16 protein-coding genes are annotated in these 20,092 nt (G+C 74.0%); 5 read left to right on the forward strand and 11 right to left on the reverse strand.

Going from position 1 to position 20,092, the window contains the following annotated elements:
• Positions 1-22: 22 nt before the first annotated feature.
• On the reverse strand, positions 23-841 hold the full coding sequence (folE, locus tag ACTJK8_RS20995; protein ID WP_024828686.1) for a GTP cyclohydrolase I FolE: 819 nt from the start codon (positions 839-841) through the stop codon (positions 23-25).
• 240 nt (positions 842-1,081) lie between these two features.
• On the opposite strand from folE, the gene ACTJK8_RS21000 reads away from it, so the two are divergent.
• Positions 1,082-1,525 carry an iron-sulfur cluster assembly scaffold protein gene (locus tag ACTJK8_RS21000; protein WP_024828685.1) on the forward strand — a complete coding sequence of 148 codons (444 nt, stop codon included), beginning with the start codon at positions 1,082-1,084 and terminating at the stop codon, positions 1,523-1,525.
• A gap of 4 nt (positions 1,526-1,529) precedes the next feature.
• The gene (gene yidD, locus ACTJK8_RS21005) at positions 1,530-1,862 is read left to right on the forward strand and encodes a membrane protein insertion efficiency factor YidD (RefSeq protein ID WP_053620567.1); all 333 of its coding nucleotides are present in this window, start codon (positions 1,530-1,532) and stop codon (positions 1,860-1,862) included.
• Positions 1,863-2,037: 175 nt separating this feature from the next.
• Here yidD and pdxA read toward each other — a convergent pair whose 3' ends face one another.
• From pdxA to ACTJK8_RS21020, 3 genes are all read right to left on the reverse strand, one after another.
• Entirely contained in the window at positions 2,038-3,063 is a 1,026-nt protein-coding gene (pdxA, locus tag ACTJK8_RS21010; protein WP_024828683.1) for a 4-hydroxythreonine-4-phosphate dehydrogenase PdxA, read from the reverse strand.
• The gene (locus tag ACTJK8_RS21015) at positions 3,060-4,175 is read right to left on the reverse strand and encodes a four-carbon acid sugar kinase family protein (RefSeq protein WP_440762454.1); all 1,116 of its coding nucleotides are present in this window, start codon (positions 4,173-4,175) and stop codon (positions 3,060-3,062) included. The genes pdxA and ACTJK8_RS21015 overlap by 4 nt, the downstream gene beginning before the upstream one ends.
• A 109-nt stretch (positions 4,176-4,284) precedes the next feature.
• Positions 4,285-5,109, reverse strand: coding sequence for a FadR/GntR family transcriptional regulator (locus ACTJK8_RS21020; RefSeq protein WP_012321563.1), 825 nt, complete (start codon positions 5,107-5,109; stop codon positions 4,285-4,287).
• Between the two features lie 181 nt (positions 5,110-5,290).
• Here ACTJK8_RS21020 and ACTJK8_RS21025 point away from each other — a divergent pair, with 181 nt between their 5' ends.
• The 3 genes from ACTJK8_RS21025 to ACTJK8_RS21035 all read left to right on the forward strand — a co-directional run bounded on the left by ACTJK8_RS21025 (position 5,291) and on the right by ACTJK8_RS21035 (position 6,922).
• Complete coding sequence (locus tag ACTJK8_RS21025; protein WP_440762455.1) at positions 5,291-6,295, forward strand: 2-keto-3-deoxygluconate permease; 1,005 nt, start codon at positions 5,291-5,293, stop codon at positions 6,293-6,295.
• Positions 6,296-6,417: 122 nt separating this feature from the next.
• Positions 6,418-6,588: a DUF3606 domain-containing protein gene (locus ACTJK8_RS21030; RefSeq protein ID WP_012321565.1), complete on the forward strand. Its 171-nt coding sequence runs from the start codon at positions 6,418-6,420 to the stop codon at positions 6,586-6,588.
• A 52-nt stretch (positions 6,589-6,640) separates the two neighbouring features.
• Positions 6,641-6,922, forward strand: coding sequence for a DUF2934 domain-containing protein (locus ACTJK8_RS21035; RefSeq protein ID WP_440762456.1), 282 nt, complete (start codon positions 6,641-6,643; stop codon positions 6,920-6,922).
• A 61-nt stretch (positions 6,923-6,983) separates the two neighbouring features.
• On the opposite strand, the gene ACTJK8_RS21040 is transcribed toward ACTJK8_RS21035, so the two are convergent.
• From ACTJK8_RS21040 to ACTJK8_RS21070, 7 genes are all read right to left on the reverse strand, one after another.
• Positions 6,984-8,228: a methyl-accepting chemotaxis protein gene (locus ACTJK8_RS21040; RefSeq protein ID WP_029361094.1), complete on the reverse strand. Its 1,245-nt coding sequence runs from the start codon at positions 8,226-8,228 to the stop codon at positions 6,984-6,986.
• A 170-nt stretch (positions 8,229-8,398) separates the two neighbouring features.
• Positions 8,399-11,530: an Rne/Rng family ribonuclease gene (locus ACTJK8_RS21045; protein ID WP_440762457.1), complete on the reverse strand. Its 3,132-nt coding sequence runs from the start codon at positions 11,528-11,530 to the stop codon at positions 8,399-8,401.
• A 721-nt stretch (positions 11,531-12,251) separates the two neighbouring features.
• The gene (gene glcF / locus ACTJK8_RS21050) at positions 12,252-13,592 is read right to left on the reverse strand and encodes a glycolate oxidase subunit GlcF (protein WP_012321569.1); all 1,341 of its coding nucleotides are present in this window, start codon (positions 13,590-13,592) and stop codon (positions 12,252-12,254) included.
• 57 nt (positions 13,593-13,649) lie between these two features.
• Entirely contained in the window at positions 13,650-14,837 is a 1,188-nt protein-coding gene (locus ACTJK8_RS21055) for an FAD-binding protein (protein ID WP_058606229.1), read from the reverse strand.
• A 129-nt stretch (positions 14,838-14,966) separates the two neighbouring features.
• Positions 14,967-16,409, reverse strand: coding sequence for a polysaccharide biosynthesis C-terminal domain-containing protein (locus ACTJK8_RS21060; RefSeq protein ID WP_012321571.1), 1,443 nt, complete (start codon positions 16,407-16,409; stop codon positions 14,967-14,969).
• 124 nt (positions 16,410-16,533) lie between these two features.
• Positions 16,534-18,633 carry a methyl-accepting chemotaxis protein gene (locus ACTJK8_RS21065; RefSeq protein WP_440762458.1) on the reverse strand — a complete coding sequence of 700 codons (2,100 nt, stop codon included), beginning with the start codon at positions 18,631-18,633 and terminating at the stop codon, positions 16,534-16,536.
• 482 nt (positions 18,634-19,115) lie between these two features.
• Positions 19,116-19,622: a GNAT family N-acetyltransferase gene (locus ACTJK8_RS21070; RefSeq protein ID WP_012321573.1), complete on the reverse strand. Its 507-nt coding sequence runs from the start codon at positions 19,620-19,622 to the stop codon at positions 19,116-19,118.
• Positions 19,623-20,092 lie beyond the last annotated feature (470 nt).

The following is a 20,092-nucleotide window of genomic DNA, read 5'->3' on the forward strand; positions in this document are numbered from 1 at the left end:
TGATCCGGCTCGCTCGTCGGAGCTACTTGGCGCCGCCGCGCACCAGGGTCAGGAAGCGGACCTGCTCGTTGGCGTTGTCCTTGAAGACGCCGCGGAACTGGCTCGTGATGGTCGAGACGCCGGCCTTCTGGACGCCGCGCATCGCCATGCAGAGATGCTCGGCCTCCACCATCACGGCGACGCCGCGGGGCTTGAGGATGCTCTCGATCACGTCGGCGATCTGGGCGGTCATGGTCTCCTGCGTCTGCAGGCGGCGGGCGAAGGTGTCGACCACGCGGGCGAGCTTCGACAGGCCGACCACGCCCCGGGTCGGATAGTAGGCGATGTGGGCGAGCCCCATGAACGGCACCATGTGGTGCTCGCAGTGGGAGTGGAACGGGATGTCGCGCACCAGCACGATGTCCGAGTAGCCCTCGACCTCCTCGAAGACGCGCTCCAGCAACTTCTCGGCGTCGACCGCGTAGCCGCCGAACAGCTGCTCGTAGGCCTTGGTGACCCGGGCCGGGGTGTCGAGCAGACCCTCGCGGGTCGGGTCGTCGCCGGCCCAGCGCAGGAGGGTGCGGACGGCGGCCTCGGCCTCGGCGCGGCTCGGGCGGCCGGTCTCGATCCCGTCCGGGACGCGGGTCGCGGAGGCCGGCTCGGGCGCCACCTCGACGGGCCGCCCGTCATCGGCGGGCCGATTGTCATTGCGCATGCCGTTCAGACCTTGCCCCTCGATCCCGTTCCGGTCGAAACCCTGGCCGTCACCCTGGTAGGACAAGGATTTGAGCGCGGCATCCATGGCATCTCCGGCCCGCGCGATGCGGGATTTCATCGGGGTGCTGTCGGGCTTGGCGTACATCGTCGGATCGCGTCGGGCGTTCGAGGGAAGATCCCGGGCTCGAAAAGGTTTCAAGCCGGCGCCCCGGGATGGACGAAAGGCCGTGGGAACCACCGTGGCCGTGGGCGCGACCCTGGTCGACGGCCCGCCTCCTCGCGAAGCGGCCGCATCGCGCCTATATCATCGTTCGCGGGGCAACGCGCAATGCGCGTCGCACGCGGCAGAGTCCCGATGGACATTGTGCCTCCGGCCGAGGACCCGATGCTCGACGACATCTACAACCGCCGTATCCTGGAACTCGCCGCCGACATCCCCCGGCTCGGCCGGCTCGAGAACCCGGACGCGACCGCCACGGCCCATTCCCGCCTGTGCGGCTCGACCGTGACGGTCGACCTCGTCCTGGGCGAGGACGGCCGGGTCGCGGATTTCGCCCAGGAGGTCCGGGCCTGCGCCCTCGGGCAGGCCTCCTCGTCGCTGATGGGTCGGCACGTGGTCGGCGCCAGCGCGGAGGAGCTGCGCGGCGTCCGCGAGACCATGCGGTCCATGCTCAAGGAGAACGGTCCGGCGCCCGACGGCGCGTGGTCCGACCTCGCGGTGCTCGAGCCGGTGCGGGACTTCAAGGCGCGCCACGCCTCGACGCTCCTGACCTTCGACGCGGTGGTGGACGCCCTCGACCAGATCGCCGCCAAGCGGCAGGCCGCCTGACGGGATGGTCCGGCGCGCCGCCCACTGGGCGATCCGCGGCTACCAGCTGACGCTGTCGGGCCTGGTCGGCCGCCAGTGCCGCCACTGGCCGAGCTGCTCCGAGTACACCGACACGGCCATTGCCCGGCACGGGCTCTGGCCCGGCGGCTGGATGGGATTCGCCCGGATCTGCCGCTGCGGGCCGCTCGGCACGCACGGCATCGACCTCGTGCCGGAGCGCCTGCCCGCGGGAGCGGCGTGGTATCGCCCCTGGACCTACGGCCGCTGGCGCGGCGTCGAGGCGCCGCCGTCGCCCTTCGCCTGCGAGGCGGTGGGGCAGGAGGCCGACATCCGCTAGGCCGATGTTCCTGGTTTGTTTCACGTGAAACACGCCCGCCGAGCCCGTGGCCCGGGACGACCGGCTCGCGTTCCACGGAGGCCGGCTCCGGCGATGATCGCGACCGCCGCGGCACCTCGGGACGGGGGCGCGGATCGCCGCCCCCGTCATCCGCCGAGTCTCACGCCGCCGAGTCTCACGCCGCTCGGCTGGCTGCGAGCTTCTCGGCGAACTCGATCGCCTCGATGAGGCTGCGCTCGTTGGCGACGCCGGTGCCGGCGATGTCGAAGGCGGTGCCGTGATCGACCGAGGTGCGGATGATCGGCAGGCCCAGGGTGATGTTCACGCCCGACAGGTCCATCCACTTCCCCGTGGCCGGGTCGATCTCGAAGCCGAGCAGCTTCACCGGGATGTGCCCCTGGTCGTGGTACATGGCCACCACCGCGTCGTACTGGCCCGCGCGCAGCTTCACGAACACCGTGTCGCCCGGCACCGGCCCGTGCACGTCGAGACCCTCGGCATTGGCCTTCTCAATCACCGGCGTGCTGACGTCGATGTCCTGGCGCCCGAACAGGCCGCCCTCGCCGGCGTGAGGGTTCAGCGCGGCGACCGCGATCTTGGGCTTGGCGAGGCCGAGCCCCTTCAGGGCCTTGTCGGTGAGGTCGATGACGAGGCGCAGCCGCTCCGGGGTCAGGCGCTTCGGCACGTCCTCCAGGGCGACGTGGGTGGTGACGTGGGAGACCCGCATGTTGCCGTGGGCCAGCATCATCACCGACCCGCGCACCCCGGTCAGCTCCGCCAGCATCTCGGTATGGCCGGCATAGTGGTAGCCGGCCTTGTTGAGCGCCTCCTTGTTGAGCGGCGCCGTGACGATGCCGCCGATCCGCCCCGCCATGGCCAGGCGGACGCCGGCCTCGATCGCCTTGTAGGCGAAGCGCCCGCCGTCGGCGGAGAGCCGGCCGGGCTCGATGGGCGCGCCCTCGGCGTCGGCCTGGAGGCAGCACAGCGCCGGCCAGTCGCCGGCCTCGGCGACCTCCGGGATGGCCTCCGGCAGGAGGCCGAGCGCCTGCTCGGCCCGGCGCAGGGCCGGGGCGCTGCCGATGACCACGAGCTTCAGGTCGCCCGCCGCGATCCGGTCCTTCAGCCGGGCCGCGGCCTTGACGATGATCTCGGGGCCGATGCCGGCGGGATCGCCCATGGTGATGGCGAGATGTTGGGTCACGGGGCGCTCCTGTCGTGCGGGAAGCCGTTCTGGTGGAGGAGGTCGCGCCAGACGCCCTCTGTTCCGAAGGCGCCGGACTTCGACACGACCGGCAGCCCGTCCCAGCGGCCGCCCCGCAGGGTCGAGCGGGGCAGGCCGGGCGCGATCTGCCCGGTGACGTCGAGGCGCGCGACGGCGAGGGCGAGGCAGAGCGCCTTCAGGGTCTCGCCGCCGGCGACCAGCAGCGTGCCGGGCCGCGGGATGCGGTCGATCACGCCCGCGAAGGTCGCGGCGATATGCGCCGCGGCGTCCTCCCGGGCGGTGCCGGCGGGCAGCGCGAGGCTCGCCAGGACAGCGCCGTCCCGGTCGAGGCGCGCGGCCACCGCGCCGGCATGGTCGGGATCGTCCGCCGACAGGACGAGGTGGTGGGTGCCGGAGGCCGCGAGCTGCGCCGCGGTCTCGGGCCGGTCGGAGCCGAACAGCCCGAGCACGGGACCGGCCAGCCGGGCGTCGCCCGGCGGCGCCGCGCCCCGCGCCAGGGCGGCGGCGAGTCCGCCGCTGCCGCACCAGAGCACCGGGCCGCCGCCACCGAGATCCGCCACCCGGGCGAGATCGGCGTCGCTCGCCGCGTCGTAGACGGCGACGCCCGCCACGGGGCCGTCGGCCGGGTCGACCCGGCGCGCCGGCAGCCCGACCGCCCGCAGGGCCTCGGCGATGTCGCCCGAGACCGGCTCGAAGCCCGCGCCGCGCCGGGCGAGCTGCCGCCCGCCCGCCGTGCGGCGTCCCTGGTACGGGAAGGCCGGCGCCACGACGCAGCGCTCCCAGGTCCCGGTCCGCAGCACCGCCGCGAGTTCCGCCGCCCAGGGGCCGCGCAGGAGGCTGTCGACCTTCTTGAAGGCGATGCCGGCTCCGTCCAGCCGGGGCGCGAGGGCGCCGACGATCCGCCCGGCGGCCTCCGCCGACAGTTCCCGCGTGCCGGAATCGATCGCCAGGCACCCGCGCGAGCCCCCGGCGGCCTCCGCGGCCAGGATCTCGGGCCACGCCACAGGGATCGACCCGCACAGGCCGGTGAAGCCCGCGGCCGTGTCGAGGGTGCCGGTGAGATCGTCGGCGATGAGGCGCAGGCGGGTCATGTCGGGCGGATCATGGCGGGAGCCTCGCCGGCCGCGCCGCCCGGCCGAGCGCGGCTCGCGTCCTTGTTGTCAGGTTGTCGCGAGGCATACAGACCGGCCGGCGCGGCGGTCAAGCGGGCGGCGCGGCGGCGCCGGCCTCCGCGGGCCGTCCGAGCGAGAGATCGAGGAGCCGCCCCTCGAACAGCCGGTCGCGGGACCCGGCGATATGGGCGGCCATGCGGCTGCGGGCGCCCGCGCCGTCGCGGCCCTCGATCGCCGCGAAGATCCCGCGATGCTCCTCCAGCACGCCGCGCAGGCCGGAGCGCGGGCCCTGCAGGGCGAGGCCGTGGATCGTCATGCCCACGGCGATGTGGGATTGCAGCGCCTCCAGGCAGGCCGCGTAGTAGTGGTTGTTCGACGCCGCCGCGATCGCGTGGTGGAAGGCGAAATCGGCGTCCGCCCGGTGCTGCTCCTGCCGGGTCGCGACCGCCAGCCGGTCGAGGGCCGCCGCGATCCGGTCGAGGGCCGCCGCGTCGTGGCGCAGCGCCGCGTGGTAGGCCGCCTCCGGCTCGAGGGTGAGGCGGAACTCGTAGCAGCGCTGGATGTCGGCGACGCTCTCCACGGGGGCGAAGCCCAGGGCCGGGCGCACCGGCCGCGCCCGCACGAAGCTGCCGGCCCCCTGCCGCGAGACGATCGCGCCCTCCCGGCGCAGCCGGTCGAGGGCGGCCCGCACCACCGGCCGCGAGACCTGGAAGCGTCCCGCGAGGTCGTGCTCGCTCGGGAGCCGCGCGTCGGGCCCGTAGGTGCCGTTCGCGATGCCGGTGCGGATCGCCTGATAGAGGCCGTCGGCCAGGGAGGCGGGCCGTGCCGGCTCCGCGCCGCGGAGCGCCCGCTGCCCGGGCGCCTCCGCCGGATCAGGGGAGCCGGACAGGGAAGGGGACATCGCTGACGACATCCGGGGACGCCTCCGTGGATCGAGCCGATCCGCGCCGAGTCAGCGTTGCGCCGGCGGACTTGTCAACATTTGTGCTGATCCGGGCGCCAGTTGCGCCGACTTGTCGAAAGGTTGTAGCAGCCCGCCCGGGGGGAAGAGTGGGTGCCAGGGCCCGGGCAGGGCGGCACCGGAAGGGCGACCTATGCAGATACCCATCAAGCGCTCCCTGGAGCGCGTGCCCGGCGGCCTGATGGTCGTGCCGCTGTTCCTCGGCGCGATCCTCCACACGCTCTTCCCGAACACCGCGACCTTCTTCGGCTCGTTCACCGGCGCGCTGTTCAACGGCGCGCTGCCGATCCTGGCGGTGTTCTTCGTCTGCATGGGCGCGGGCATCGATTTCCGCGCCACCCCGGCGATCGCCCGCAAGGGCGGCGTCCTGCTGGCCGCCAAGGTCGGCATCGCGGCGATCATGGGCGTGGTGTTCGGCCAGCTCCTCGGCGAGGCGCCGGTGGTGGGCGGGGCTTTCGCGGGGATCTCGACGCTGGCGATCGTCGCCGCCATGAACGACACCAACGGCGGTCTCTACCTCGCGCTGATGGGGCAGTTCGGCCGCCCGAAGGATGCCGGCGCCTACGCGATCATGAGCCTCGAATCCGGGCCGTTCCTCACCATGGTGACCCTCGGGCTGGCGGGTCTGTCGGCCTTCCCGTGGCCGACGCTGGTGGGCAGCATCCTGCCGCTGCTGATCGGGATGATCCTCGGCAACCTCGACCGCGACATGCGCGCTTTCCTGTCGGGGGCGGCGCCGGTGATGATCCCGTTCTTCGCCTTCGCCCTCGGCTTCGGACTCGACCTCACCAAGATCTGGCAGGCGGGCCTCCTCGGCATGGGTCTCGGCGTGGCGGTGGTGGCGATCACCGGGGCGGCCCTGTTCGTCGCCGACCGGCTCACCGGGGGCAACGGCGTGGCGGGCGTCGCGGCCGCCTCGACGGCGGGCAACGCCGCCGCCGTGCCGGCGATCATCGCCGCCGCCAACCCGGCCTACAGGGAGGCCGCCGGTCCCGCCACCGTGCTGGTGGCGGCGAGCGTGGTGGTCACGGCGCTGCTGGTGCCGCTGCTGACCGCCTTCGTGGCGGCGCGGGTCCGCCCGGACGCGGCCGAAGCGGATCCGGCGCCGGTCCCGAGCCCCGCGCCGACCGCACCCTGATCCGTCGCGCGCCCCGGCCGCCCGTCCCGCGCGACCGGCGGCAACCGAAGTCTCCGAGCCCGGTTGTCCCTCCAGGGCGCGCGGCACGGCCGCGCCTGACGGCGAACCGGAGCGGGCACAGCATGTCGACCGAGGCCAGAGGCAAGACGCATATCGACATCTACGACCGCGCCACCCGCGAGGAGTGGGCGCAGCGTTTCGGCGTCAGCGAGGAGCGGCTGCGCAAGGCGGTGACGATGGTCGGGAGCCGGATCACCAGCGTCGCCGCCTATCTCGACAAGCCGGCCTCCTGAGGCCGCCGCCATGGAAGTGCCCCCCGATTTCCGTCCGCCTCCGGATCACCCGATGGCGGGGACACAGGCGCCCGCGTCCGAGACCGGCTCCGCGCCGGAACCCGCATCCGGGCTCGAGGCGGCGGCACCGCAGCCCCCGCCGCGGTCGCCCGACACGATCACCTTCGAGCAGATCCGCGAGCGGGCCTACGAACTCTGGGAGCGCAACCACCGGCCCGAGGGCTTCGAGATCGAGTTCTGGCTGCTGGCCGAGCGGGAATTGCGCAAGGAGCGGGATCGCCAGAGGGCCGACGCGGCGCCGGCAGCTCCGGGATCCGAGCCGCCGCCGGGCTGACGGCGTCCGATCGTCTCCTGAGACGGCCCCGGGTCGCGGCGGACCCGGGGCCGGCCGGCCTTCAGGCCTCGATCGCCGCCCGGGCTTCCTTCACCGCCGCCTCGAACGCCACGAACGCCGTGGTCGCCGAGTCCCAGGCCTGGCTGCGCACGTGGCGGACCAGGGCGGCCGCCTGCTCGCGGGCCTGCGCCAGGGGCGTCTCGATGGCGGCCGGCCGCGTCGCGTCGGCGGGGATCCCCTCCGGCGGCGTGTCGGTCGAGCGCATGCCGACCAGCGTCGCCGCGACGGCGCGCCGCCACGCGGCGCAATCCGCCGACAGGCGGATCACCCGCTGATCCGCGGTGGTTCCGGTCTGCCGGTCGAGCAGGGTGCGGCCGAGATCCTCGATCCGTCCGAGCTGCGCGAGGGCGTCGCCGATCTCCCGGCGCGCCTTGTCGGTCCCTTCCGCGATGCGGCCGACGTTCTGGGCGATGTCGCCGGTGGCCTGCATCTGCTGGCCGAGGATCTCCGAAGCCTCGCGCATCTGCGCGGCGACGTTCGCGACGGCGCCACTCTCGGCCTCGACGCGGGCATTGGCCCGCACCATCGCGGCCGCGCCGGCCTCGACGGCGTTGCGGCTGCGCGACACGGCCGCCTGCATCGCGGCCATCTCCTCGCGCAGGCCGCTGACCCGCGCCCGGATCTCGTCCGTCGCCTTCGCGGTCTGCGCCGACAGCGTCTTCACCTCGGCGGCGACCACCGCGAAGCCGCGCCCGGCCTCGCCGGCCCGGGCCGCCTCGATCGTGGCGTTGAGCGCGAGCAGGTTGGTCTGGGCCGAGATCGCCGCGATCGTGCCGGCCATCTCCTCGATCCGCAGCGCGGCGGTCGAGAAGCTGTCGAGACGGCTGCCGATCTCCTCGGTGCCCTCCTCGATCCCGCGCATGCCGTCGGTGGCCCGGTGCAGGTCGCCCACGCAGGTGGCGATGCCCGCCCGGGCGGTCTCGGCCATCTCGGCCGCCGACGAGGAGCGGGCCGCGATCTCACCGGTGGTCGCGGCGAGTTCCTCGCTGGCGGCCGCGATGAGACGGGCCTGCTCGGCGGTGCCGGAGGCGTCGTGGGTCATCCAGCCGATCGAGGTGCCGGCATCGGACGCGGAGGCGGACAGGCGCGCCAGGAGGGTCAACCATTCCCGGTCGACGGCCAGTTCCGCGACGGGATTCGGTGCCGTCTCGACCGGCGCGGCAACGGCCGTCTCGACCGGTGCGATCGCCGTCACCGGGGTTGCTAGCGCGTCAGGGTTCTGACGCTGCCGGCGCAAACTGAACATGCGGGCCTCTCCGACATTCTAATCGGAGCGCATGGTCACACAGAACCTTCAACCAATGGTGAAGGATAGACTAGTCTCCGAACAAGCGTTGCGGGGCATCCCTGCGGCGCAACAGCTTTTCTTCGAGAAGTTGCGCCCCCGGATAGCGCTCTATCGAGGGGCGCAATGCTTCATTCGCCGGTCAGGGCCGCCTTGGTGCGGGACCACCAGCCGGCGCGCTTCGGCCGATCCGGGTCGGACGGGGGCGTCAGCACGATCGCCACGGGCTCGGGCGCCGGCTCGGCGGGGGCGGCCTCGGGCGACGCGGGCTCGGGCGACGGGGCTTCTGCCTGCGCGCCGACGCTCGCCCGGTCGGCCGCCGGCGCCGCGGACTCGGCCGGCGCCACCGGCAGGTCCACCGCGGTCTCGGCGTCGGCGGCCGGTGCCGGCGCCGATCCGACCGCCTCGGCCACCGCCTCAGCGCTCACCGGCTCCTCCGCCGACAGGGCGACGACGTCGCCCGCGGCCTCCGAAGCGTCGTCCGTCGCGGACGCGTCGCGGGAGCGGCCCTCGCTGCGCCCGCGCCCGCCGCGGCGTCCGCGGCGACGGCGACGGCCGCCCTCGTCCTCGGACCGGGCCGCCTCGTCCGAACCGGCCACCGTCTCGTCGGCGTCGCCGGCCTCCGCGGCGACGGCCGCGGCGGGGGCCTCGGTCCCGGCCGGCTGCTCGCCGTCCCAGTCCCCGTCGCCTCTCTCCGCGTCCGAACGGGCGCCGTCCTGCGGGTCGTCCTGCGAGTCGTCCTGATCGTCGTCGCCGCGATCGTCCTCGGCGCGGCCCTCCTCGCCGCGGCCCTCCTGGCGACCGCCGCGCCGCCGGCGGCGGCGGCGGCGGCGACGGCCCTCGCCGTCCTCGCGCGACCCGTCCTCGCGGGCCTCGGCCCGGCCCTCGTCGGCCTCGCCCTCGGACTCCGTCTCGGCCTCGGCCTCGTCGGCCTCCTCGTCCTCGTCGTCGAACTCCATCGCGGGCGAGATCGCCTGGGCGCGCACGCCCGTCACCGGGCCCTCCGCCCGCTGGGCCGGCTCGCCGCGGTCGAGCTGGAACGGGGTGGTGGCCGCCAGCCGCTCGTCGGCCGCGATCGTGATCGTCACGCCGAAGCGCACCTCGAGCTCGCGCAGGTGCCCGCGCTTCTGGTTGAGGATGTAGAGCGCGATCTCGGTGCGGGTGCGCAGGACGAGGTTGTGCGAGGCCGACTTGAGCAGCACCTCCTCGATCGAGCGCAGGATGTGCAGGGCCACCGACGCGGTGGCGCGCACGAAGCCCGAGCCGCCGCAATGGGCGCAGGGGATCGAGGAGGATTCGAGCACGCCCGTGCGGATCCGCTGGCGGCTCATCTCCAGCAGGCCGAACGGCGAGATCCGGCCGACCTGGATGCGCGCCCGGTCGTTCTTCAGGCACTCGTTGAGCTTCTTCTCGACGGCGCGGTTGTTCCGCTTCTCCTCCATGTCGATGAAGTCGATGACGATCAGGCCCGCGAGGTCGCGCAGCCGCAGCTGGCGGGCGACCTCCTCGGCGGCCTCCAGGTTCGTCTTGAGGGCGGTGTCCTCGATGTCGTGCTCGCGGGTGGCGCGGCCGGAGTTGACGTCGATCGAGACCAGCGCCTCGGTCGGGTTGATCACGAGGTAGCCGCCGGATTTCAGCGAGACGTGCGTGGAGAACATCGCGTCGAGCTGCTGCTCGACGCCGAAGCGGGCGAAGATCGGCGTCGAGTCGCGGTAGGGCTTCACGACCTTGGACTGGCCGGGCATCAGCATCCGCATGAAGTCCTTGGCCTCGCGGTAGGCGTCCTCACCGGCGACCAGAACCTCGTCCAGATCCTTGTTGTAGAGGTCGCGGATGGCGCGCTTGATCAGCGAGCCCTCCTCGTAGACCAGCGCCGGGGCCATGGAGGTCAGGGTCAGCTCCCGGACCGACTCCCACAGCCGCATCAGGTACTCGAAATCGCGGGCGATCTCGGGCTTGGAGCGCGAGGCGCCGGCGGTGCGCAGGATGACGCCCATCCCCTCGGGCACCTCCAGGTCCTGCACGACCTCCTTGAGGCGCTTGCGGTCGGCCGCCGAGGTGATCTTGCGGGAGATGCCGCCGCCGCGGCCCGTGTTGGGCATCAGCACCGAGTAGCGGCCGGCGAGCGACAGGTAGGTGGTGAGCGCCGCGCCCTTCGTGCCGCGCTCCTCCTTGACGACCTGCACCAGGATGATCTGGCGGCGCTTGATCACCTCCTGGATCTTGTACTGGCGGCGGTAGTGGCGCGGACGCTCGGGGATCTCGGCCAGCGCGTCGCCGTTGCCGCCGACCTGGGCGATCTTGGGCTCGGCGTCGGGATCGTCCGACTCCTCGTCCGACTCCTCGTCGTCGTCGGACTCGTCCTCGTCGTCCTCCGACTCGTCCTCATCCTCGTCGTCGTCGGACTCCTCGTCGTCCTCCTCGGAGGCCTCGTCCGCCGCGTCGGCGGCGGTCGGCGCGGCGGACTCCTCCGCCTCGCTCGCCTCCGTCGCGAGCGCGTCCGCGACGGTCTCGCCCGGCGCGTCGGACACGGTCAGCGCCTCCGCGACGGCGATGCGGGCCTCCGGCTCGGACAGGTCGGATCCGGGCTCGGCGGCGACCGGTTCGGCCCCGGCGGGGGCGGCCTGCGCCTCGACCGGAGCGGTCTCGGACAGGTCGGATCCGGCCGCGTCGACCGCGGGCTCGGCGGCGCGCGCCGGCTCGCCGTCCGCCGGGATGTCGCCGGCGGCGGCCTCGGAGGCGAGGGCCTCCTGCACGGCCTCGGGGTTCTCGGCGAGCGTGTCGGGCTGGACGGCCGGGTCGATCCCCGACTCGTTCCGGACCTCGGCCTGATCCTCGCCCTCGGCGGCCGCGTGCGTGTCCTCGGCGCTCACGGTCTCGTCGGCGCCGCGGGCACGGGCCTCGGCGCGGCGGCCGCGGGACCGGCGCGACGACGACCGGCGGCGACGCTCCTCGCGCTCGCGGTGCTCCTCGGCGTCGCGGGCCTCCTCCTCGAGGAGCGCCTGCCGGTCGGCCAGCGGGATCTGGTAGTAGTCGGGATGGATCTCGTTGAAGGCCAGGAAGCCGTGGCGGTTGCCGCCATACTCGACGAACGCCGCCTGGAGCGACGGCTCCACCCGGGTGACCTTGGCGAGGTAGATGTTGCCGCGCAGCTGGCGCCGGTTGGCGGCTTCGAAGTCGAACTCCTCGACCCTAGACCCGTGGACCGTGACGACCCGGGTCTCCTCCGGGTGCATCGCGTCGATCAGCATTTTGTTGGCCATGTCGGACTCTCGGCATGGCGGCCGACGTCGTTCTCCGTGCCCGTGGTCCCGGCGGCGCCTCGCCCGACGTCAAACCTGTCGGGCGGGATGCCGGCCTCGTCGCCGAGGCGGATGGGTTCGAGGGGAAATTGCCGTCAACCGCCGTTCGGCGCCCTGGGCGCCTGGGGTTGAAACAGGCCGGGCGGACGGACGGACCGGTGCGACGCGCCTCGTGCGCCTCCGGGGCACGCGCAGCTCTATGCTGGGCCGTGCGTCCGTCCATCGTGGTCCCGACCTCGCGAAACAATCTCGGCCGGCGGGGGACCGGCCGTGAATTCCTGGGTGCGACGGAGGAACTCCGCCGCGTCGTGCGACACCTGCCCGATCGCGGGCGGCACGGGCCGCCGCCAGGCGGACCGACAGGGCCCGCCGCGACACCACGACCGATTTCGCGAGGAATTCGGTCACGTCCGCGGGCCGTTGCGGCGACCGGCGGGACCGGAGAGGGGTCGACATCATTACAGACCGCTGCGCGGATTTGGCAAGGGTCAACGTGAATAGATGTCACGGGCCTGTCACGGCGCGGAGGCGGCCGGTCCGCGGTCGCGAGCGCGGCCAAGCGATCCAGGGCGGCGCTGACGATCGCGGATGGGCCGCATCCCTGGGCCGCATCCCTGGGCCGCATCGCCGGATCGCCTCGCTGCGCGCGATGACGGCCTGCCGCGTCGCGACAGGCGTGTGCCTACTCCGCCGCTTCGAGCCGCGGCGCCACCCCGGCCAGCGCCGCGGGCTTCGGGCCGCCGGTGGCCCAGTCGAGCAGCTCGACCGTGTGGACGATCGGGATGCCGGTGCCCTTCCCGATCTGCGTGGCGCAGCCGATGTTGCCGGTGGCGATCACGTCGGGGCGCACGCGCTCGATATTGGCGACCTTCCGGGCGCGCAGCTTCGCGGCCAGCTCCGGCTGCAGGATGTTGTAGGTCCCCGCCGAGCCGCAGCAGATGTGGCCCTCGGGCACGTCCTTCACGGTGAAGCCCGCGCGCTTCAGCAGCGTCTTGGGCTCCAGCCGGATGCCCTGGCCGTGCTGCATCGAGCAGGCCGAGTGGTAGGCCACCACCAGGTCGGTCTCGGCGACGGGGGCCAGGTCGAGCAGCGCGAGGTACTCGGTCACGTCCTTGGCCAGGCTCGAGACCCGCAGCGCCTTCTCGGCGTAGGCCGGGTCGTCGCGGAACATGAAGCCGTAATCCTTGATGGTCGTGCCGCAGCCCGAGGCCGTGACCAGGATCGCGTCGAGGCCCTTGGCGATCTCGGCGTCCCAGGCGTCGATCGCCTGCTTGGCGTGGGCGTGGGCCGAGTCCTCCTTGCCCATGTGGTGGGTCAGTGCCCCGCAGCAGCCCTCGTTCGCGTGGACGACCTCGATCCCGTGCCGGTTGAGCAGCCGGATCGCGGCGGCGTTGAAGTCCGGCCGCAGCACGCTCTGGGCGCAGCCGCGCAGCAGGGCGACGCGCTTGGGGGCCGTCCCGGCCGCCCCCGCGCCCGCCGGCGGGAACCGGCCGGGCCGGTTCGTCGGCTCGCGGGGCGGCGTCCCGGCCGGCGCGAGGTCGAGCATGGCCGCGAGGCGGTTGCCGACCCGCGGCAGCCGGGCCACCAGGCCCCGGAACGGCGCGCCGAGCCTGGCGGCGGTGAGCGCGAGGCGGAAGCGGCCCGGATAGGGCAGGACCTGGGCGAGCAGCGCCCGCAGGAACCGGTCGCCGGCGGGGCGGGTGTAGGTCTCCTCGATATGCGCCCGGGCGTGGTCGACGAGGTGCATGTAGTGCACCCCCGACGGGCAGGTGGTCATGCAGGACAGGCACGAGAGGCAGCGGTCGACGTGCTTGACCACCTCCTGCGAGGCCGGCTTGCCGCCCTCCAGCATGTCCTTGATCAGGTAGATCCGCCCGCGCGGGGAATCGAGCTCGTCCCCGAGCAGCAGGTAGGTCGGGCAGGTCGCCGTGCAGAAGCCGCAATGCACGCAGGTCCGCAGGATCTTCTCCGACGCCGCCATGGCGGGATCGGCGAGCTGGGCGGGGGCGAAGTTGGTCTGCACGGGTCGCGTCCTCGGCGCCACGCCTCCCCACGGTCGGGGAGGGGCGAAATCTGATGCTTACAGTCCGGCGTACATCCGGCCGGGGTTGAGCACCCCGGCGGGATCGTGCGCCGCCTTGATGCCGGCGGTGAGCCGCATCAGCGGCTCGGCCAGCGGCTCGAACACCGGCACGGCGGCGCGCACGGCGTCGGGTGCGCGCACCAGCGTGGCGTGGCCGCCCTGGGCCTTCACCGCCCGGCGCACCGTCGCGGCGCCGGCATCGCCCGCCGAGCCGGTGGCGAGCCAGATCAGGCCGCCGCCCCAGTCGAAGAACCAGCGCGCCTCGCGCTCGGCCGCGACCGCCGCCGCCAGGGCCGGCCCGCGGGTCGGCGCGGTGGAGATCCGCCAGAGGGCGGCCTCCCGGGGCTCGGCGAGCGGCGCCGCGTCGCGCACCGACCGCCAGAGGGCGGCGCCGGCCTCACCGTCCACGGTCTCGGGCTGACCGTAGCGCTTCAGCAGGCGGCGCAGCGCGCCCGCGCGGTAGTCGATGGAGTCGGAGAAGCCCTCGAGGCGCATCAGCGTCCGCGCCTCCGGGGCGCCGATCCCCGCCGGCAGGTGCGCGGCCCCCGTGAGCTCGAAGGGCGAGCCCAGCGCCTCCGCCAGGGCGGTCACCGCCCGGGCGTCCTCCAGGCCGGAGAAGACCAGGGTCGCCACCCGCTCGCAGGCGGGCAGCACCTTGAAGGTGATCTCGGTGAGCAGGCCCAGCGTGCCGTGGGCGCCGGCCATCAGCTTCACGAGGTCGAGGCCGGTGACGTTCTTCATCACCCGGCCGCCCGACTTGATCGCCTCGCCGCGCCCGTTGACGAAGCGGACGCCGATCAGGCTGTCCCGGGCCGCGCCGGCGTTGATCCGCCGGGGACCGGCATTGTTGATCGCCGCGACCGCCCCGAGGGTCGGCTCCCCGGCGCTGCCGTAGAGGCCGCGCAGGTCCATCGGCTCGAAGGGCAGCATCTGGCCGCGGGAGGCGAGCAGCGCCTCGACCTCGGCGAGCGGCGTCCCGGCCCGGGCCGCCACCACCATCTCGGCGGGCTCGTAGAGCGTGACGCCGGTGAGGGCCTTCGCCGAGAGGGTCGCGCTGTCCTGCGCGGGCCGGCCGAGCCCCGCGGCGGTGCCGCCGCCGGCGAGGCGCAGGCGCTCGCCGCGCCCCGCGGCCGCCCGCACGATCTCCCCGGCCTCCGCCTCGGTGCCGGGCTCGTACACGCCCATCGTTCCCGCCCCGGTCCTGTTTGTATCCATTCCAGGACGGGTGTCGCCGGATCCGGCGGCGGATTCAAGCGGAGGTGGAGTCGCGGGGTTTCAGCGGCGGGATTTCCACTGCGGCGGCGGCGCGCGAGCCTACTCCGCCGCCACGGTCCCTGCCGGGCGCAGGCGCGCCAGGACCTGGCGGCGCAGGCCGGCGATGTCGAGGATCCAGACCAGGGTCCCGTAGAGAACCATCCCGGCCGGAACCAGGACCGCCAGCGCGGTGGCGGGCGGCAGCTGCCGGAAGGGGGCGAGGGCGAGCCCCATCGCCGCGCAGGCGAGCGCCGCGACGCCGATCTCCCCCCAGGGCAGCGCGATCCGCTCCGCGCCGGTCAGGGCGCGCCAGCCGAGCCACGTTCCGGCGGCGGCGAGCCCGGCGCTCTGCGCCAGCGCGACGCCGAGACCGCCCATCCGGTCCGGCAGGACGAGGAGGCCGGCGCCGTTCACCGCGAGGCCGACCAGGGCGGCGGCGACCACCGGCAGGGTCCGGCGGCGGATCTGGAAGACCGGGTTGAGGGCGTAGAACATCATCGCGAGGCAGAACAGGCCCGGCATCAGCACGGTGCTGTAGGTCTCGAACGGCCCGCGATAGGCGTCCGGCACCACCAGCCCCTGGAGGGCCGGCAGCACCGCCCAGAAGCCGACCGCGCAGGGCGCCAGCAGGGCGAACACGGTGCCGGCATTGGCGGCGACCTGCGCCTCGGCGGCGGCGCGGCCGCTCTGCTCCTCGGCCTGCACGGCGAGCTGGAACAGCAGCAGGTCGAGGGCGGTGCCCAGCGTCATCAGCGCGCGCGAGGTGACGTCGGCCGCCAGGGCGAAGTAGCCGGCCTCGGCGAAGCCGGCCTGGCCCGCGATGGCGCCACGATTGACGAAGGTGAGGCACTGGTAGGCGGTGTTGGCGGCGATGAGCGGCAGGCCGTAGCGCGCGAAGACCCGCCAGGTCGCCGACAGGCGCGGCCGCTCGAGGGGCGTGCGCGGGTCCCGCAGGGGGTGGCGCAGCACCACCACCGCGAGGAGCTGGCTCAGTCCCGCCGCCGCCAGCACCCAGGCCGGCTGGGGCAGCCACCACGCCGCCGCCGCCATCAGGGCGAAGGACAGGACGTTCTTCACCGCGACGAGGCCGAGATAGAGCTTGCCGTCGAAGCGCGCCCGGGCGAGGGCCGCGTGATAGTCGAACACGCCGATGCCCAGGGCCGCGAGGCCGGTGCCGCACAGGACCGCCTCGCGCCCGTCGGCGCCGCCGGCGAAGCCGAAGGCCCCGCATAGGGCCGCGGCGGCCAGGAGCAGGGCGCCGATGCGCAGGTAGGCCCGGTCGAGCCCGTGGCGGATCCACGGCTCGTCGACGCGCACGCGCCCCGAGTAGAACCGCGTCGCCGACAGGCGCAGCCACTCGAACAGCACCGTGTTCAGCACGATGGCGCCGGTGGTCGCGAGGGCGAACCGGCCGAAATCCGCCGGGCCCAGCAGCTTGGCGATCAGCAGGCCGAGGACGAAGTTGAGCCCCGCATTGATGACGAAGGCGACGATCACGGCCATGGACGGCGACTCATGCGCGGCGGGATTGCGCCCGCCCGTTGCGTACGCTGTAGCGCGCGAGCCGTAAGACTCCCCTAAACGGGCGAGATCGGGGCGGAGGCCCGCGGGCCCCGGCACCGTTCGGTCAGGCGGCCCGGACGCTGTCGAGGAAGCGCGCGACCTCGGCGGTGAGCGTCTCGGATTGCCGCGACAGCGCGGACGCCGCCGCGAGTACCGCGGCGGCCGCCCGGCCGGTCTCCTCGGCGGCCCCGGCGACCCCCAGAATGGTGTTGGTCACCGCGCCGGTGCCGACGGCCGCCTGCCCGACGTTGCGGACGATCTCCCGGGTGGCCGATCCCTGCTCCTCCACCGCCGCCGCGATCGCGCTCGCCACGCCGCTGATCTCCTGGATCCGCCCCGTGATCGCGCCGATCGCCGCGACGGCCCCGCCGGTCGCGCCCTGGATGCCGGCGATCTGGCCGGCGATCTCCTCGGTCGCCCGGGCGGTCTGCGCCGCCAGCGCCTTCACCTCGCCGGCGACGACCGCGAAGCCCCGGCCCGCCTCGCCGGCGCGGGCGGCCTCGATGGTGGCGTTGAGCGCCAGCAGATTGGTCTGCCCGGCGATCGCCGCGATCAGCCCGACCACGTCGCCGATCCGCGCGACCGCGCCGCTCAGGTCGCGGACCAGCGCGCCCGTCTGCCCGGCCTCCGAGACGGCCCCCTGGGCGAGCCTGGTCGATCCCTCGACCTGCCGGCCGATCTCCTCCACGGAGGCGCCGAGTTCCTCGGCCGCCGCCGCCACGGTGCTGACGTTGGCGGCGGCCTCCTCGGCGGCGGCCGCCACCGTGCTGGACTGGCTGGCGGTCCGGGTCGCGGTGGCCGTCATGGTCTGGGCCGTACCCTGCAGCGCGGTGGCCGAGTCCGAGACCTGGGCGATGATGCCGCCGACCGTCCGCTCGAACCGCTCGGCCATCGCCCGCAGGTCGGACCGGCGCCGCGCCTCCGCCGCCAGCCGCGCCTCCGCGGCCTCGGACTCGAGCTGCCGGCTGCGGATGAGGCTGTCCTTGAACACCTGGACGGCCCGCGCCATCGCGCCGATCTCGTTGCGGTAGGTGCGCGCCGAAACTGTGACGGAGGCGTCCCCGTCGGCCAGCGCCCGCATCGTCGCGGTCAGCGCCCGGAGCGGGCGCAGCACGCCGCCGAACAGGGTCCACAGGCCGAGGGCCACCAGCAGGATCACCGCCAGCAGCGCCGCCCCGCTGCGCGCGACGTCGCTCCGGGCCGCGTCGGCGAGGGCCTCGGCGCGCGCCACCATCGCGTCCAGGGCCGCGTCGCAGAGGGCCACGAGGGAGCGCTGGTTCTCGGTGTTGCGGTCGCGCAGCTCCGCGAACGAGTGGCGCGGGGGCGTGTGCGTGCTGAGCGCGTCGAAGACCGCCTGCGCGATGGCCCTGGTCTCGCCCTCGAAATTGCTGGCCTTCGCCCGCTCGAACGCGGCCCGCACCGCCTCCGAGACGCCGGTCGCGGCCTCGGTCGTGCGCCGCCACGCCGCCAGAAGTTCGGTCCGCTCCTCGGCCGCCGCGATCGTCTCGGGCAGGGACCACGACGCGCCGGCGACCAGCGAGCTCTGCACCCGCACCGCGACGTTGCCGCTGGCCACGCGCGTGTCCCAGGCCGCCTGCTTGAGGGCGAGATAGCGCTGCAGGGCGGGATCGGAGCGGGGAATGGACGCGTCGACCGCCTTCAGCGTGGCCGTCAGCGCCTCGAGCAGGTCCTGGAAGGCGGCCATCGCGGCCTCCCGCAGCGCCGGGTCGCGCCGCGCCTTCGGCAGCCGGAGGGCCTCGTCGATGCGGGGGCGCAGGGCCGCCATCGCCTCCTGCGCCGTGGTCAGGCGGTCGAGCGTCGCGCTGACCGCCGGCTCGGCCAGATCGCTCAGGCTGCGCTGAGCCCGGCGGTAATTCTCGGTCAGCGCCTGCCGGCTGCCCGCGACGGTCGACAGGGTCTTCGCGTCCGCGGGCGCCTCACCCCCGAGGGCGAGGGACGATCCGCGCTCGAGCCGCAGCGGCAGGATCGCCCTGAGGAGGCCCTGACTCGCCTCCGTCAGGGTCACGGCGCGGGCCGCGCGCGCCGCCTGCGCCCGCGCGTCGACGAGCGACCTGACCGCGTTGCCCAGCGCCATGCAGGCCATGATGACGATCACCAGGCACAGCAAGGTCCGGATCGAGAAGCGTCCCAGCCAGCGACTCATGGGATAAAATCTCAGGATCTGCGATGCTCGGTCCTATAACGTCAGGTTTCGTCGGGCAATCGAGCGATCGCGCTGTCCGTAATAAAGATTAGGATATTTTATGATCCGCCGTTTATATAGATAAATACAGAGATTATCAGCGCGAAGACTTGTCTGACGAGATCGCGCCGAATTTCGACGGGCCGAAATCGGCCCGCTCTTCGGCGGCGCGGCGGTGCGGCTCCCGCCCCGGGAGCGGCGGGGAGCGGATCTGGCGCCCCGCGCCGCATCCGCGAGGAGCCCCGGGCCGGGCCCGGGGCCGCGCGGGGTCGGCCTGCCGGCGTCCTGCCGGCAACCTGCCGGCGTCCTGCCCGTCCGGCCGTCGCGCGCCCTCGTCATGGCGGATCGGGTCGCGAGAACGGACCGTTCGATCGGGGCCGGATATCGGCGGGGGCCTGCCGGCCCGCGGGCCGCCCGCGGACCGGCGGCACCCCGCGCGTCGCCTACAGCGCGCGCTCGTAGCGCCAGGCCTCCATCCCGTCCTCGTAATAGTCCGGCCGCACGGCGAAGCGGGTGTAGCCCCGGCGCTCGTAGAGCCGGATGCCGGCGCCGTTGTCCGCGCGCACCTCCAGCCGCAGCCGGTCGCAGCCCTGGGCGCGGGCGCGGGCCTCCGCGGCGTCGAGGAGCCGGCCGCCGAGGCCGAGGCCGCCGCGATTCGGTGCCACCGCGATCGAGGCCAGCCGGGCGATCCGGCTGCCGCGCCGCCGCTCCAGCACCGCGGCGCCCACGAGCACCGGAATCGGATCCCGGTCCGGCGGGTCGATCAGGGCCGCCAGCACGTCCATGGTGGGCGAGCGGATCGCGTGGCGGATCGCCCGGCGCTCGGCCCGGTCCGTGGCGAAGGCGGCGTGCTCCAGGGCGACCAGGGCGTCGAGGTCGGCGAGGGTGGCGGTGCGGATCGTCGGCTCGGGGAGCCCGTCGCCGACCGGGCTGCGCAAGGGAGCGCTCACAGGGGGGCGCTCACGCCCGCGCCGTCGCGGTGGATCTGATCGGCCCGGCCATCGCTCGCTCGCCTGAGTCCTCTGCCCCCTCCGGTCAGATGCCCGCTTCCGCCGCGCTTGGGAAGCCCGCGCGGCCCGCCGCGCGCCGGCGGGATGCGTCGTTTTTGCAACGGAGCGCGCGGGGTGTGGATTGCGGGCGGAAAAGCGGGCGTTTCGGGGCGGTTTCCCCTTGTCGCGCGGGACCCGTCTCCGTATATGCGCCGTGCCCAATTTCGCACGTGCCTGTGGCCGCGTGTCGGTTGGTGGGCATCCGGTCAACTGCCGGACAGCCGCCAGGGGTCTTAAAGGATCGATGGTCGCAAGGGTGGATCCCTACGGCCGGCATCCAGGTGGCAACACCGGACCCCGACAACAACCGGCAGCCGGAGGCGAAACCGGCGAACCCCGCTCTCCACGGGGGACGCAGCTTAAAGCAACGA

The organism is Methylobacterium sp. 22177 (genome assembly GCF_052045615.1).
Lineage (GTDB): Bacteria > Pseudomonadota > Alphaproteobacteria > Rhizobiales > Beijerinckiaceae > Methylobacterium > Methylobacterium radiotolerans.

Coding starts and splice junctions, on each gene's coding strand:
- folE (WP_024828686.1), bottom strand. CDS start 841: ATGTACGCCAAGCCCGACAGCACCCCGATGAAATCCCGCATCGCGCGG.
- ACTJK8_RS21000 (WP_024828685.1), top strand. CDS start 1,082: ATGCTCGACGACATCTACAACCGCCGTATCCTGGAACTCGCCGCCGAC.
- yidD (WP_053620567.1), top strand. CDS start 1,530: ATGGTCCGGCGCGCCGCCCACTGGGCGATCCGCGGCTACCAGCTGACG.
- ACTJK8_RS21015 (WP_440762454.1), bottom strand. CDS start 4,175: ATGACCCGCCTGCGCCTCATCGCCGACGATCTCACCGGCACCCTCGAC.
- ACTJK8_RS21020 (WP_012321563.1), bottom strand. CDS start 5,109: ATGTCGTCAGCGATGTCCCCTTCCCTGTCCGGCTCCCCTGATCCGGCG.
- ACTJK8_RS21025 (WP_440762455.1), top strand. CDS start 5,291: ATGCAGATACCCATCAAGCGCTCCCTGGAGCGCGTGCCCGGCGGCCTG.
- ACTJK8_RS21030 (WP_012321565.1), top strand. CDS start 6,418: ATGTCGACCGAGGCCAGAGGCAAGACGCATATCGACATCTACGACCGC.
- ACTJK8_RS21035 (WP_440762456.1), top strand. CDS start 6,641: ATGGCGGGGACACAGGCGCCCGCGTCCGAGACCGGCTCCGCGCCGGAA.
- ACTJK8_RS21040 (WP_029361094.1), bottom strand. CDS start 8,228: ATGTTCAGTTTGCGCCGGCAGCGTCAGAACCCTGACGCGCTAGCAACC.
- ACTJK8_RS21045 (WP_440762457.1), bottom strand. CDS start 11,530: ATGGCCAACAAAATGCTGATCGACGCGATGCACCCGGAGGAGACCCGG.
- ACTJK8_RS21055 (WP_058606229.1), bottom strand. CDS start 14,837: ATGGGCGTGTACGAGCCCGGCACCGAGGCGGAGGCCGGGGAGATCGTG.
- ACTJK8_RS21060 (WP_012321571.1), bottom strand. CDS start 16,409: ATGGCCGTGATCGTCGCCTTCGTCATCAATGCGGGGCTCAACTTCGTC.
- ACTJK8_RS21065 (WP_440762458.1), bottom strand. CDS start 18,633: ATGAGTCGCTGGCTGGGACGCTTCTCGATCCGGACCTTGCTGTGCCTG.